Annotated in this window: 12 protein-coding genes; 6 read left to right on the top strand and 6 right to left on the bottom strand. The window is 68.4% G+C overall.

All coding sequences use genetic code 11. From position 1 onward, the window contains the following. The first annotated feature begins 40 nt into the window (after positions 1–40). The 3 genes from ACH0CP_RS08160 to ACH0CP_RS08170 all read left to right on the top strand — a co-directional run bounded on the left by ACH0CP_RS08160 (position 41) and on the right by ACH0CP_RS08170 (position 1,779). Complete coding sequence (locus ACH0CP_RS08160; RefSeq protein WP_294443758.1) at positions 41–469, top strand: OsmC family protein; 429 nt, start codon at positions 41–43, stop codon at positions 467–469. A 313-nt stretch (positions 470–782) separates the two neighbouring features. Then, entirely contained in the window at positions 783–1,148 is a 366-nt protein-coding gene (locus ACH0CP_RS08165) for a glycine zipper 2TM domain-containing protein (RefSeq protein WP_365928428.1), read from the top strand. A 91-nt stretch (positions 1,149–1,239) separates the two neighbouring features. Next, a complete protein-coding gene (locus tag ACH0CP_RS08170; protein ID WP_294443753.1) occupies positions 1,240–1,779 on the top strand; it encodes a molybdenum cofactor guanylyltransferase in 540 nt (179 codons plus the stop codon). Here ACH0CP_RS08170 and ACH0CP_RS08175 read toward each other — a convergent pair. Both ACH0CP_RS08175 and ACH0CP_RS08180 read right to left on the bottom strand, forming a co-directional pair. Then, complete coding sequence (locus ACH0CP_RS08175; RefSeq protein ID WP_294443750.1) at positions 1,776–2,456, bottom strand: NnrU family protein; 681 nt, start codon at positions 2,454–2,456, stop codon at positions 1,776–1,778. The two genes, ACH0CP_RS08170 and ACH0CP_RS08175, sit on opposite strands and share 4 nt — an antisense overlap. Positions 2,457–2,475: 19 nt before the next feature. Next, on the bottom strand, positions 2,476–3,990 hold the full coding sequence (locus ACH0CP_RS08180) for a peptide MFS transporter (RefSeq protein WP_294443767.1): 1,515 nt from the start codon (positions 3,988–3,990) through the stop codon (positions 2,476–2,478). Positions 3,991–4,228: 238 nt separating this feature from the next. Between ACH0CP_RS08180 and ACH0CP_RS08185 the strand changes: the two genes are divergently transcribed. Next, positions 4,229–4,807 (top strand): nitroreductase, encoded by a 579-nt coding sequence (locus ACH0CP_RS08185; RefSeq protein ID WP_294443748.1) that lies wholly within the window; start codon positions 4,229–4,231, stop codon positions 4,805–4,807. Positions 4,808–4,844: 37 nt separating this feature from the next. After that, on the top strand, positions 4,845–5,201 hold the full coding sequence (locus tag ACH0CP_RS08190; RefSeq protein WP_294443746.1) for a GntR family transcriptional regulator: 357 nt from the start codon (positions 4,845–4,847) through the stop codon (positions 5,199–5,201). Positions 5,202–5,282: 81 nt separating this feature from the next. On the opposite strand, the gene ACH0CP_RS08195 is transcribed toward ACH0CP_RS08190, so the two are convergent. From ACH0CP_RS08195 to ACH0CP_RS08210, 4 genes are read right to left on the bottom strand one after another with little or no spacing between them, the layout of a single operon-like run. Further along, a complete protein-coding gene (locus tag ACH0CP_RS08195) occupies positions 5,283–7,340 on the bottom strand; it encodes a tetratricopeptide repeat protein (protein ID WP_294443742.1) in 2,058 nt (685 codons plus the stop codon). A gap of 55 nt (positions 7,341–7,395) precedes the next feature. Continuing rightward, a complete protein-coding gene (gene prsR, locus ACH0CP_RS08200) occupies positions 7,396–8,742 on the bottom strand; it encodes a PEP-CTERM-box response regulator transcription factor (protein WP_294443741.1) in 1,347 nt (448 codons plus the stop codon). Then, entirely contained in the window at positions 8,739–10,808 is a 2,070-nt protein-coding gene (prsK, locus tag ACH0CP_RS08205) for an XrtA/PEP-CTERM system histidine kinase PrsK (RefSeq protein ID WP_294443740.1), read from the bottom strand. The genes prsR and prsK overlap by 4 nt, the downstream gene beginning before the upstream one ends. Before the next feature lie 24 nt (positions 10,809–10,832). Next, positions 10,833–12,221: a TIGR03013 family XrtA/PEP-CTERM system glycosyltransferase gene (locus ACH0CP_RS08210; protein ID WP_294443739.1), complete on the bottom strand. Its 1,389-nt coding sequence runs from the start codon at positions 12,219–12,221 to the stop codon at positions 10,833–10,835. Between the two features lie 254 nt (positions 12,222–12,475). Here ACH0CP_RS08210 and ACH0CP_RS08215 point away from each other — a divergent pair, with 254 nt between their 5' ends. Next, positions 12,476–13,462 (top strand): mannose-1-phosphate guanylyltransferase, encoded by a 987-nt coding sequence (locus ACH0CP_RS08215; protein WP_406875547.1) that lies wholly within the window; start codon positions 12,476–12,478, stop codon positions 13,460–13,462. The last annotated feature ends 19 nt before the right edge of the window (positions 13,463–13,481 follow it).

The raw sequence follows: 13,481 nt of genomic DNA on the forward strand, positions 1-13,481 counted from the left end.
GATGCAGGCTGCGCCCCTTGCGCTTTGAGGAGAAGACGAGATGCCGACACGTAGTGGTTCCGCGCGGTATGAAGGCTTTGGCAAGGACGGAAAGGGTTGGGTTTCGACCCAGTCCGGCGTGCTGGCCGATCAATCCTATGGTTTTGGCACGCGCTTCGAGGATACGCCGGGGACGAACCCGGAAGAGCTGATCGCCGCCGCCCATGCGAGCTGTTTCACCATGGCGCTGAGCTTTGCGCTGGCGCGCGCCGGGCACGACAAGGGCACGCTGGAAACGACCGCCAAGATCTCGCTGGAGAAGGACGGCGACGGCTTTTCGATCACCAAGTCCGCGCTTGATCTGCGGGCCTCGGTCCCGGGCATCTCGTCCGACGAGTTCGAGAAGATCGCAGCGGATGCCAAGGCGAATTGCCCCGTGTCCAAGGTGCTGAACTGCGAGATCACGCTGACACATTCGCTGGCGGAATGACCATCGTCGCCGTTGCCCGTACGTAGCTTAACGTATCGGCAACGGCGGCGCGCACGCGGATGCTCTTTCGTTCACAGGACGGGAGAGAAACATGCGTCTGCTCGTTGTTGCTACGCTGGTCGCGACAACCTTCGCTGCTGCGCCGGCGCAGTCGCAGGGCCCTCCCGGGCAACCGCCGCCCGGACGCCCGGGCGGACCGGGTGCGGGGCCACCGCCCCGTCCGCAGGGGCCCGGCCCGGTGCGGCCGCCGGGAGCGCAAGGGCCCGGGCCGGTACGCCCGCCGGGTGGGCCGGCGTGGAACCGCCCGCCGAATATGCGGCCGCCGGCCCCGCTGCCGTCAAACTGGCGCAACAATTGGAGGCAGTGGCGCCGCTGGGACTATAACCGGCCGCCGCCGGGGCAGCCCTGGTATTATGCCGACCATTATTACCGTGACGGCCGCTATTATCGGCCGCGGCGTCTGGGGCGGTACGACCGCATCTATCGCGGCTTTAACGGGCGCTATTATTGCCGGCGCAGCGACGGGACGACCGGGCTGATCATCGGCGGGATCAGCGGCAGCATTCTGGGCAGCCTGCTCGGCAATGGCGATTCGAACACCGTCGGCGCGCTGATCGGGCTGGGCGCGGGTGCGGCGCTCGGCAATGCAATCGATCGTGGGCAGGTGATCTGCCGCTGATCGGTGAGTGAGCAGAAAAGGGAGCCGGGGCTCAGCGGGCGATCGCTGGGCCTCGTCGCTTTTGGTAGCGCGGGAGGCTAGAGCCACAGGCGTGAGTGGCGAATTGACAGTCCTGGGCGCGGTGCTGGCCGGCGGCGAGGCGCGGCGGTTCGGATCGGACAAGGCGCTGGCGCTGTTCGAGGGACGGCCGCTGATCGACCATGTGATCGCGCGACTGGCGCCGCAGACGGATGGTGTGGTGGTGGTGGGCCGCGATCATGCGGGGCTGGCGCGTGTGCAGGATCGGCCGGCCCATGGCCTGGGGCCGCTGGGGGCCATTGCCGGCGCGCTTCACTGGGGGCGTGCGCACGGGTTCGACGCGGTGCTGACGGTGCCGTGCGATACGCCGCTGCTGCCATTGGATCTTGCGCACGCACTGGCGGGCGAGGGGGCGGCAGTGGTGGATGGGCTGCCGGTGATCGGCTGGTGGCCAACCACCCTGTCAGGCGCGCTGGACGCCTGGTTGGCGGAAGACCGGTCGCGCGCGGTGCGGCACTGGGCAGCGGCGGTGGGCGCGCGATCGGTGGTGCTGGAGACGCTGCCGGCGAATGTGAATACGGTGGCGGATCTGGACGGGCTAAGCGGCGCTTAGCCGATCCAGCGCCAGATGCCGGCGGGCCAGCCGGCGAGCGGGAGGTGCGCCCAGGTGGCGACCAGCCAGACGGTGACGCCGCCGCCGAGCGCATGCATGCCGATCTTGCCGATGCGCGCGCGATGCTGCGCGATGGCGAGGAACGGCCAGTAGCTGGTGCGCCGTTCCCATTCGCGCCAGAATTCGGGCTGCAGCGCCTCCTTCTTGCGATCCTGCAGATGCGCACCGACTAGCGCGAGGATGATGATCGCGCCGGCCAGCACGATGTTCGCCGGATCAGGGAAGACGAGGATGTGGACGAGGCCCCAAATGGCCAACCCCCACATCATCGGGTGGCGGGTGATGGCGAAGACGCCGCGTGCCTCCGGCACCACATCGGTCTTCGCTTCGGGCAGCGCGGGATTGCGGACGAGCGAGCCCATGAAGAGGATCGCGCCGGCCAGCATCAGCACGGTGCCGAGCGCCCACAGGCCATCACCGACCGGCCAGAGCGGGGCTTCGGCTGGCGCCGCGCGATAGGCGAGCGCCAGCCAGACCAGGGTGATCAGCGAAACGAGGCTGTAGAGGCCAAGGAAACCCTTTTCGCCGGCCGCGCGCACCAGCGGCGCGCGCAACGGGTGGGAGAGGAGGAAATGCGTCCCAACGAAGGCGATTGCTGCCGCGACGACATTTCCCATCCTCTTCCCCCCTTTTAGCTTATCGGCGTGTTTCGCCTGCCGTGTTGACCCCTGCGGCCTGCGGCTCGGCCAGCTCGGCTTCCCCCGCGAGGCCATGGCCCGCCTCGTCGCGCAGCGTATCGAGATGCATCCAGCGGCGCACCAGCGGGCTGAGTGCCAGCACCGCGACCGCGATGCCGATCGTCCACCAGCCGATCGTGGAATAGATGGCGAGCGTGCCCTCCTTGGTCATCTCTCCGCCTTCGCCGCCGGTCGCCTCGCCGATCTTGCCGGCGACGAAATTGCCGACCGCCGTCATGTAGAACCACGCGCCCATGATGAGGCTGGCGAGGTGCTTGGGGGCGAGCCGGTTCATCGCGCTGAGGCCGACGGGCGACAGGCAAAGCTCTCCGGTCGTCTGCAGGAAGTAGATCGCGAAGACGAAGAACACCGGCGTCGCGACTTCGACGCCGACGGTGTTCGCGCCCCAGACGAAGACCAGGAACGACAGGCCGACCTGCGCCAGCGCAAGGCCGAACTTGGCCGGCGCGGACGGCTCCAGCCCGCGCTTGCCGAGCCATACCCACAGCCCGGCGAAGATCGGGCCGAGCAGGACGATGTAGATCGGGTTGATCGACTGGAAGAGCGATGCCGGGACCCCGCCACGATCGACGTAGCGATCGGTGTAGAGGTTGAGGCTGCCGCCGGCCTGTTCGAACAGGCCCCAGAACACCGGATTCAACGCGATCAGGAACAGCACCGCGAACATGCGATCGCGCGCGTGCGGCTCGAGCTTGAAGCTTTCGAACAGCACATAGCCGAGCAAGGCGACGCCCGAGATGATCAGCAGCGTCTGGATCACGCTCTGATACTGGATCAGCGCCCAGATCACCGCGATCGCGGCGAGGCCGAGGCCGTACAGCGACAATTCCTTCTTCTTCGTCAGCGGGTTCGGCGCTTCGCCCTTGCCGAGCAGCAGCGGCTTGCCGAGGATGAAGACGATCAGGCCAAGCAGCATGCCGACGCCGGCGGCGCCGAAGCCATAGGCCCAGCCATAGGTTTCACCCAGCCAGCCGGCCATGATCGTGCCGATCGCGGCGCCGGTGTTGATGCCGATGTAGAAGATCGTGTACGCACCGTCGCGGCGAACGTCGGTCAGCGGATAGAGCTGGCCCACGATGACCGAGATGTTCGCTTTCAGGAAGCCCGAGCCGACGATGATGAAGGCGAGCGCCAGCCAGAAGACGTTGATCGCGGCCGATCCCTGGCCGCCGTCACCTTCCACCGCCATCAACAGGTGGCCGAACGTCAGCAGCACGGCGCCGTAGAGCACCGCCTTGCGCTGACCCAGATAGCGATCGGCGAGATAGCCGCCGAGCACCGGCGTGATGTACACGAGGCTGGTGTAGGCGCCGTAGATGAGGTTCGACTTGCCGTCGTCGAACAGCCAGTGCTTCGTCAGGTAGAAGATCAGCAGCGCGCGCATGCCGTAGTAGGAAAAGCGTTCCCACATCTCGGCGAAGAACAGGACGTAGAGCCCCTTCGGGTGCCCCATGAACTCGGGGCCCTTGGTGGTCGCGGCGGCGGCACCGCCGGCCAGCAGGATCGCGAGAAACCCTAACGCGATCGCGGGAATGATGGGCAAGGATACGCTCCCCAGGTGATTACGATCGGGGCGGTCGCCCCGGAAGTGGCGAGCCTAGCGCGGAAATTCGCGCTGCTAAAGCATTGTTACGAACGAAACGTTTCTGAGGGGGTGCTCGACTTGCGAGCCGTTCGCGATAAGAGGGTGCATGTTCAACGATACCGCCACGCCATTGTCGCTTCTCGCCACCCGCCGATCGGGCAAGCCGCGCGACCTCGGGGCGCCCGGACCGAGTGAGGAGCAGCTGGCGCAAATGTGCGCCATCGCTGCGCGCACGCCCGATCACGGCAAGCTGGCGCCATGGCGGTTCGTGATCGTCGGCGCGGAGCAGCGCGACGCCTTCGCGACGTTGCTGCTGGATGCCTATCGCGCCGACCGCCCGGAGGCGAAGCGGGCGGAGATCGAGGCAATCGAGCAATTCGCGCACCAGGCGCCGGCGCTGGTGGTGGCGCTATCCTCGCCGCGACTCGACAGCCAAATTCCCGTGTGGGAGCAGGAACTGTCGGCAGGCGCGGCGTGCATGAACCTGTTGCACGCAGCGCATGCGATGGGTTTTGCCGGCGGATGGCTGACGACCTGGGCCGCGTTCAACGACCGGGTGCGCGACGCGTTCGGCGCGGCGCCCGAGCGGATCGCGGGGTTCATCTTCATCGGCACGCCCACGCGCCCGCTGGACGAACGCCCGCGGCCGGACCTCGCCACGACCGTCCGGAAGTGGACAGCTTAAGACTCGACTGGGCGCACCATTGCTGTATTAAGGCAGCATGACAGCGCTGAGCAGTGAGGACAGCCCGGTCTACATCCGGCTGCGTGGCACGATCGCGGCGGGGATCCTGCGCGGTGACTTCCGCGCCGGCGACCAGCTTCCCTCCGTCAGGGCGCTTGCCGCCGAGCATGGCGCCAACCCGCTGACCGTCGCCAAGGCCTATCAGTCGTTCCAGGACGAAGGCTATGTCGAGGTGCGGCGCGGTGTGGGCATGTTCGTGCTGCCGGGCGCCGCGGAGCGGCTCCGCGTGGCGGAGCGCGATGCGTTCGTGACCCAGCAATGGCCGCGGATCCGCGCTTATATCGATCTGCTGGGACTGGATCTGGCGGGCCTGCTGGAGCGCGAGCGGGCCTGAGCGGTGCCGTTTCGGCCAAGTTTCACGACAAAGGACAAGAGGCTGGAGCGCGGGCTGTGCCCGGCCTGACGGTGCTTTGCGTCAGCCGGCCAAGGCCTGGAGCAGGGCAGTGGCGGGTGCGCGATCCGGGAAGGCGGGGTCGCGCAGCGCGATCGAGATCTGCGCGCGCGCTTCGGCCTTGCGGCCCGCTTCTGCCAGTGCCTGCGCAAGATGCCAGGCGATGCCGGCATGGGCGGGGGCGAGCTTCGAGGCCTTGACGAGCAACTGCAGCGCGCCGGGCGTGTTACCGCCCTCATAGAGCGCCCAGCCGTAAGCGTCGCAGACGGCGGGGTTCATCGGCGCCAGGGAATATCCATGGCGGGCGTAGATCGTCGCCGTTGGCGCGTCGCCGGCACCGGAATAGGCGTAGCCGAGCTGGGCCATCAGCAGCGCGTCGCGGTTCCCGATCGCGGCGCGCAGATCCTCGAGCGTCTCGATCGCTGGTTCCCATTCGCGAGCGGCGAGCTGAAGGTTCGCCAGCGCGCGGCGGGCGACGAGGCTTTGCGGATTCTGCGACAGGTACAGCGCCAGCGCCTCCGCACCGAGCCGCTGCTGGCCAGTGTGGCCGGCGGCCTCGGCGAGCCGCAGCAGCGCGGGCGCATCGAAGCGGAGATCAGCGGCACGACGGTATGCATCGAGCGCGGACGCGAAGTTGCCGGTGCTGGCAAGCACATCACCTGCGAGCAACTGCGCGTCCGGCACGCCGGGCGAAACGCCAGCGATCGATTGTGCGCGGCGAAGCGCGCCGTCACGGTCCCCGGCGGCGAGCAGGCCACGGACATAGGGGACGGAGACAGTGGGATCGCCAGGCGATGCGGCGACTTCGTTGGCGAGGACGGCAACGCCATTGTCGCCGTCGAAGGGCGTCGGGCCGGCGAGCAGCGGGCGAGCGGCGCGATCGAGGAAGCGGGCAGCCCAGTCGCGCTCCCCGGTCGCTTCAAAGGCGCGACCGACGAGGGCGAGCGTGTAGCTGTCCGCATCCGGGCGGAGCGCCAGCGGGCGAAGCATGTCCAGTGCGCCGCGTGCGTCGCCCGAGCGCAGCAGCGCGGCACCGAGCAGCCGGCGGGCGGCGAGGTTCATCGGCTGGCGGCCGACGATCTCTCGGAAGCTGACGACGGCCTGCTCGTAGCCGCCGTCGGCATAAGCGAGCATGCCCGTGAGGAGCACGACGCCGGGTGTGTCGAGGCCGGCGTCGCCCATCTTGGCGAGCAAGGCGCGGGCGAGATCGCGGTTGCCGGCGCGCGCCGCCATGACCGCCTCGAGATACAGCGCCGGCGGGCTGCCGGGGCGCGCGGCGCGGGCGCGGCGGGTGGCGTCCAGCATGTCGGCGTAGCGCCCGGCGTCGCCAGCCGTGGCGGCATATTCGATCAAGGCGGGGTGATAATAAGCGTCGAGCGCGAGCGCGCGATCGAACCAGGGCAGGGCGGCGGTGAGGCCGTAGCGGCTGCGCACGACCTGCCCGGCAAGGACGATGGCGGCAAGGTTCGTCGGATCGAGTGCGAGTGCCTGGCGTGCGGCGACGTCTGCGCTACCAATGTCGCCCGCGTCGAAGCGGACGCGGCCGAGATCGGCGTAGGCATAAGCGTCACGGGGCGCGCGGGCGACGAGCGCCTCGAGCATGCGGGTGGCGGCGGGAACGTCGCCCGCGGCGGCGAGGGCGCGGGCGCGCACGCGGACCGCGTAAGCGGCGTAGGGCGGCGCCGCGCGTGCGGCCTCCGTCAGCGCGCGCTGCGGATCGCCCTGCATCAGCCAGGCGTCGGCGAACAGGTGGTGGAGGCGCGCAGCCGGGACGCCGTCGGCACGGGCACGGTTGAGCGCCCCTTCAGCGGCGGCCCCATCGCCCAGCAGCAGATAGATGCGCCCCAGCAGCGCGCTCGCCACCGCCCCGTCCGGGCCCTTGGTAGCGGTGATCGCATGGTTGCGCGCGGCGCTGTAATTGCCACGCGCCAGCGCGGCGAGGCTGGCCTGTAGCGCACCCGCGGGATCCGGCGCGGCGGCACGGCGGGCGAGGAAGACGATGCCGCCCAGCACCAGCGCGATCGCGGCGAGCACGGCCAGGATGCGCGTGGTGCGCGCGCGATACCAAGCGCGGCCGGGCATGCCCGCGCGCGAACGGCGGCGTCTGCCCCGCAGCATCGGGTATCGCGCGGGCGTATCAAGCATGCAGATCGTAGCTTTTCAGGAGATCGTAGAGCGTCGGGCGGCTGACGCCGAGGAGGCGGGCGGTGTGCGAGATATTGCCATCCGCCCGGGCGAGTGCGTGGCGGATCGCGCGACGGTCCGCCGCCTCGCGGGCGGCGCGAAGGTTGATCGGCGCGTCGTCCGCAGACGCAAGATCGAGGTCTGCGGCGGTGACGAGCTTGCCGTCGGCCATGATCACCGCGCGCTTCATCCGGTTCTCCAACTCGCGGACATTGCCGGGCCAGTCGTGCGCGTCGATCGCGGCGCGGGCGTCGGGCGCAAGGCCAGTGACGGCGGGGTTCATGGTGCGCGCGTACTTCGCCACGAAATGCCGCGCGAGCAGTGCCGCGTCGCCGGGACGCTCGGCCAGCGCGGGGATGCGAACGACGATTTCGGCGAGGCGATAGTAGAGGTCTTCGCGGAACGAGCCGTCGGCGACCATCGCATCGATGTCGCGGTGCGTGGCGCAGACGATGCGCGTGTCGACCGCGATCGGCTTGCGGCCGCCGATCCGCTCGATCACGCGTTCCTGAAGGAAGCGCAGCAGCTTGACCTGCAAGGGCAAGGGAACGTCCCCGATCTCGTCGAGGAACAGGGTGCCGCCTTGTGCCTGTTCGATCTTGCCCTCGGTGGTTTTCACCGCTCCGGTGAAGGCACCCTTTTCGTGGCCGAACAGCTCGCTTTCGAGCAGCGTTTCCGGGATCGCGGCGCAGTTGATTGCAACGAAGGCGCCTTTGGCGCGTGGCGAGGCTTCATGCAGGCCGCGGGCGAGCAGCTCCTTGCCGGTGCCACTGGCGCCGAGCAGCATTACCGAGACATCGGCCGGCGCCACCCGCTCGATCGTGCGCATGACCTTGGCCATTTCGGGCGCGGCGGTGATGAGGCCGCCGAGCGCCGGGGCGGCGGCGCTGGCAGACAGGCGGCGGTTCTCGGCCTCCAGATCGTGGACGTGGAAGGCGCGCGCGACGATCAGGCCGAGCGCATCGATGTCGATCGGCTTCTGGTAGAAATCCCAGGCGCCGTCGGCAATCGCCTTGAGCGCGCTCTCGCGCGCGCCGTGGCCGGAGGCGACGATCACCTTGGTATTGGGCTTCAGCGACAGGATTTCGGCAAGGAGCGCGAAACCCTCGCTGGTGCCGTCGGGATCGGGCGGCAGACCCAGATCGAGCGTGACGACGGCGGGCTCCTCCGCGCGCAGCGCCTCGATCGCGCTGCTGCGATCGCCGGCGACGATCACCTGATATCCATCATAAGCCCAGCGCAACTGGCGCTGCAGCCCGAGATCGTCCTCGACGATCAGCAGCTTGCGTTGTTCGGTCATGCCGCAATCCCCACCGCGGTGGTTTCGGGTGCCGCCAGCGGCAGCGTGACACGGAAGCTCGTGCCTTCGCCTTCGCGGCTGGTGACGGTGACGGTGCCGCCCATCGCCTCGGCCAACTGGCGCGCCTCGAACGCACCGAGGCCGAACCCGCCGGGCTTGGCGGAGACGAACGGCTTGAAGAGCTGATCGCGCACGAAGGCGGGCGACATGCCGCAGCCGCGATCGCTGACGGTAATGACGGCGCGGCCGTCTTCGGCGGAAACGTGGAGTGCGACGGCGGCCTCCTGGCCGCTCGCCTCGATCGCATTCTGCACCAGATGCGAGAGCAACGTTTCGAGCGCGCTGCAATCGGCGTTGGCGAGCACGTGAGGGGCGCCATCGGCGGTGACCGGGTGCTGGGCGCGGCGGGCGTTGGCTATCCGTTCGGCGAGATCAAGCAGCGCGACCGCGCGGCGCGGTTCGCCGCGCGCGCCGTGATGCTGCGACAGGCGCGCGAGAAGCGCGTTCATGCGGTTCGACGTTTCGGTAAGAGTCGCCACCATGTCGGCACGGAAGGCCGGATTGTCGGCATGCCGCTCGGCATTGCGTGCGACCAGCGTCAACTGGCTCACCATGTTCTTCAGATCGTGCATGATGAAGGCGAAGCGGCGGTTGAACTCGTCAAACCGCTGCGCGTCGGCGAGTGCGGCCTGGGTGCGTGCCTCGGCGATATAGCTGGCGGCCTGTCGCCCAGCCACGCCGAGCAGGTCGAAATCCTCCCAGTCGAGCGCGCGGTCGACCGGCGGGCGGGCAAGCACGATCGCTCCGGCGAGCCGATCGAAGTGGATCAGGGGGACCACCGCCCAGGCATCCGCATGATCGCGCAGCCAGGGCGCGATGCTTGCCGCATCGGCGCGATCGGCACGACCGGCGCGCACTGCGTCGAGCTCCAGGATGCGGTGGCTGGCGGCGAGATGGGCGAACAGCGCCTTGTCGGCGGCCGGCGGCGCTGGCGAGTCGGGCCAGTTCCACGCCGGGCCGGCATCCAGACCCGCATCATCCGGCACCAGCAAGGCGCCGCCCGGCGAACCGGTGAGGTCCGCCACCGCCTTCACGACGCGGGTGTCGAGCGGTGATGCGCCGGCGCCGGGCGTGCCCAACGTCTCCGTGAAGCGCAGCCATTCGTTGCGGTAGTCGTAGCGGTGCGAGAAGAGATGCTTCGAGATGAGCACCTTCACCCAGGCGCGAATCCAGGGGGTGGAGACCACCGTCAGCAATGCCGCGGCGGTGCCGAAGACAAAGGCTGTCTGTACGATCCGCGCGTGGCTGCCGCCGACCGAAGCAAGCAGCCCGGTCGCGAGACCCGTCACCACCACGTAGAGCACGATCGTCAGCAACGAGAGCGATTGCAGCGCAATCGTGCGCGAGACCTGGAGCTGCCACTCGCCGTCCCGCTGGACGGCGAGACCGAATAACGGGGCAAGCGCGACCATCACCGCGCCGCGGGCGTCGATCAGCCCGACCGGCCAATCGCCCGTTGCCCAGGCGGCGGCATAGATCACCAGATCCGCGCTCCACATCAGGGTGAGCGCGAGCGTCGCCACCCGCACGCCGCCGCGCGTGCGCCAGGCCGCCGCGCCGCGGAGCCGATAAACGAGGATCAGCGCCGCGACGGTCGACAGCGTGCGGAACGCCGAGCGGGTGTAAGCTATTGCGGCGGTTGCCTCCGGATCATCCACCATCGCCGAGGCGATCGCGAGGCCCGCGGTGGCCACCACCACCAGCGCGACCGCCGCATAGACCCCCGCGATCCAGTGAAGATCGGGATTGCCCCTATCCCGCCGGGCGATCGCATACATGAAGGCGAGCCAGGCGAGATTGCGGATGCTTTCGGCGATCCGGGTGGCGACGTCCAGATTGTCGATCCCGGCGACGGCGAGCGCCCAGAGCGAGGTCGCGAGCAGCGCGGCGATGAAGGTGACGCGCGGCAGCCCGCTGCCGCCGGCGCGAAGCTGCGCCAGCGCGAGCGTACCGAACAGCAGCGCGGCAAGCGCGTGCGTCCACAAGCCGAGCGATGCGCCGATCACCGCGTCACGACCAAGGCTGACGCATCAGCGCGCGCCTGCCGGCCACAGCACCACGCGCAATGTCTGGAGCAGGATCAAGAGATCGAGGAACGGCGAGTAATTCTTCGCGTAATAGAGATCATACTCCAGCTTGTGCCGCGCATCCTCGACCGAGGCGCCATAGGGATAATTGATCTGCGCCCAGCCTGTGATGCCCGGTTTCACCATATGCCGTTCGGCGTAATAGGGCAGATGCTCTTCCAGTTCGGTGACGAACTGCGGGCGCTCCGGGCGGGGACCGACGAAGCTCATCTCGCCCTTCAGCACGCTCCAGCATTGCGGCAGCTCGTCGATCCGCACCTTGCGGATGAAGCGGCCGATGCGGGTGACGCGCGGATCCCTCTCTGCGGCCCAGACCGCCTTGCCGGCGACTTCCGCATCGGCGCGCATCGAGCGGAGCTTCAGGATATCGAAAGGCTCGTTGTAGAGCCCGACGCGGCGCTGGCGGTAAAAGGCGGGGCCGCGGCTTTCGAGCTTGATGGCGATCGCGGTGAGGAGGATCACCGGCGCGGCGAACAGCAGCAGTAGCGCACTCGCAGCGACGTCGAACGCGCGCTTGGCCATGCCCGACAGCATGCGTCCCGACGCGAAGCCATCGGAGAAGATCAGCCACGACGGGTTGACGCTGGCGAGATCGATCCGGCCGGTTTCGCGTTCGAGGAAGGTCGAGAATTCGTTGACATGGACGCCCGTCGTCTTGACGCGCAGCAGATCCTTCAGCGGCAGCGCGTTGCGGCGCTCCTCGATCGCGAGCACCACCTCGGTCGCGCCGAGTTCGACGACATGGGCCGCGAGGTTAGGAATGTCGCTGCGCGGGATAGCGCCGTCGACGACGATTGCCGGTTCGCCCATGGCCACGAAGCCTGCGACGACGAAACTGGAACGATTGGCGTGCTCCAGGGCGGCGAGCCGCGCGGCGCGATGGCCGGCGCCGAGCACCACGATGCGGCGCTTGAACCGTTCACCGCCAAGCAGCTTGCCGAACAGGAGGCGGACGGCGACGAGCCCGGTGATCGCGATCAGCATCGCGTAGAAGAGGCTCGATCGCCAGAAGGTGATCGAGGGGAAGAAGAAGAAGAGCAGGCTGAGGAAGATGACGCCGAGCGAGATCGCGACCACCAGCCGCATGGTTGCCTGGCGGGTCGAGACGAGCACGTCGGCCTGGTAGGCGCCAACCGCGACCATCGCGGTGGCGAGGGGCAGCGCAAAGGTGACGAGCTGCGGCAGCCGGGTCCAGATCGTCTCCGGCGCCATATCGAGCTGCCAGGCGCGGATCAGCCAACCGGCTTCGGCGGCGAACAGCAGGATGACGAGGTCAATGAGGCCAAGCAGCGCGACGGCATTGGGAACGTAATGTTTGAATACCCTGATCATCGCCCGCGCTTTGCCCGTACCGCCGTGTAAAGGGATCCGACACCCCCTGTCGCAGGAAATGGCAAACAAAGCCTGAATCGCGGAGTTGGTGATGGATCGGAAATGAAACATGCGCATTGTACGGCGCGGGGGATTTCCAGATAACCATCTGCGTGTCGGCCATCCGGTCGACTGCTCTGCCATGTGAGGAGTAAACGATGCCGTCGATCGTTCCCGTCATCCTGTCCGGTGGATCGGGGACACGTTTGTGGCCGATGTCCCGCCCGGAGCGTCCCAAGCAGATGCTGGCGCTGACCGCGGAGGAGACCATGCTTCAGCTGACCGCAAGTCGTGCGGCCGGTGAACAGTTCGCAGCACCGATCGTGGTGGCGAACGCGCGGCACACCGACATGATCGAGGAACAGCTGGCGGCGATCGGCGCCAAGCCGCAGGCGCTGGTGCTGGAGCCGATGGGCCGCAACACCGCGCCGGCCATCGCGCTCGCCGCCTTGGTTGCGCCGCAGCCGGACGCACCGCTACTGGTGATGCCGTCCGACCATGTGATCGAGGATGTGGCCGCGTTCCGCGCGGCGATCGCGTCTGCCTTGCCGATGGTGGAGGACGGCTGGCTGGTAACCTTCGGCATCACGCCGGACGCTCCGGAAACCGGCTATGGCTATATCAAGGTGGGCGAGGAGATCGCCGAGGGCGTCCACCGCGTCGACCGCTTTGTCGAAAAGCCGCCGCGCGCGGCGGCCGAGGCGATGCTGGCGAGCGGCGACCATGCGTGGAACGGCGGCATCTTCCTGTTTCGCGCGGACGCGTTCCTGGATGCGCTCGCGCAGTACGAACCCAAGATGCTGGAGGCGGTGCGGCGCTCTCTCGCGGAAGGCGAGCGCGCCGGCACGCAGGTCCGGCCGTCGGCGCGCGCCTTCGCCGAAGCGCCGAACGAGTCGATCGACTATGCGGTGATGGAGAAGGCCGACCGCGTGGCGGTGGTGCCGGTGGCGATGGGCTGGAACGACGTCGGCAGCTGGGACGCGCTGCACGCGATTAGCGCAGCCGATGAGGCCGGCAATGCGATCCGCGGAGAAGTGATCGCGCTCGACACCACCAACTGCCTGGCGCGGACTGACGGCGTGCGCATCGCGATGGTGGGCGTGCAGGACCTGATCGTGGTCGCGTCGGGGAACGATATCCTGATCCTGCCGCGCGGACGCAGCCAGGACGTGAAGAAGCTGCTGGAGGCGATGAAGGACTGATCCCGCGGCGATGGGCGGG

The sequence above is a fragment of the Sphingomonas sp. 179-I 2A4 NHS genome, assembly GCF_045369135.1.
Lineage (GTDB): Bacteria > Pseudomonadota > Alphaproteobacteria > Sphingomonadales > Sphingomonadaceae > Sphingomonas.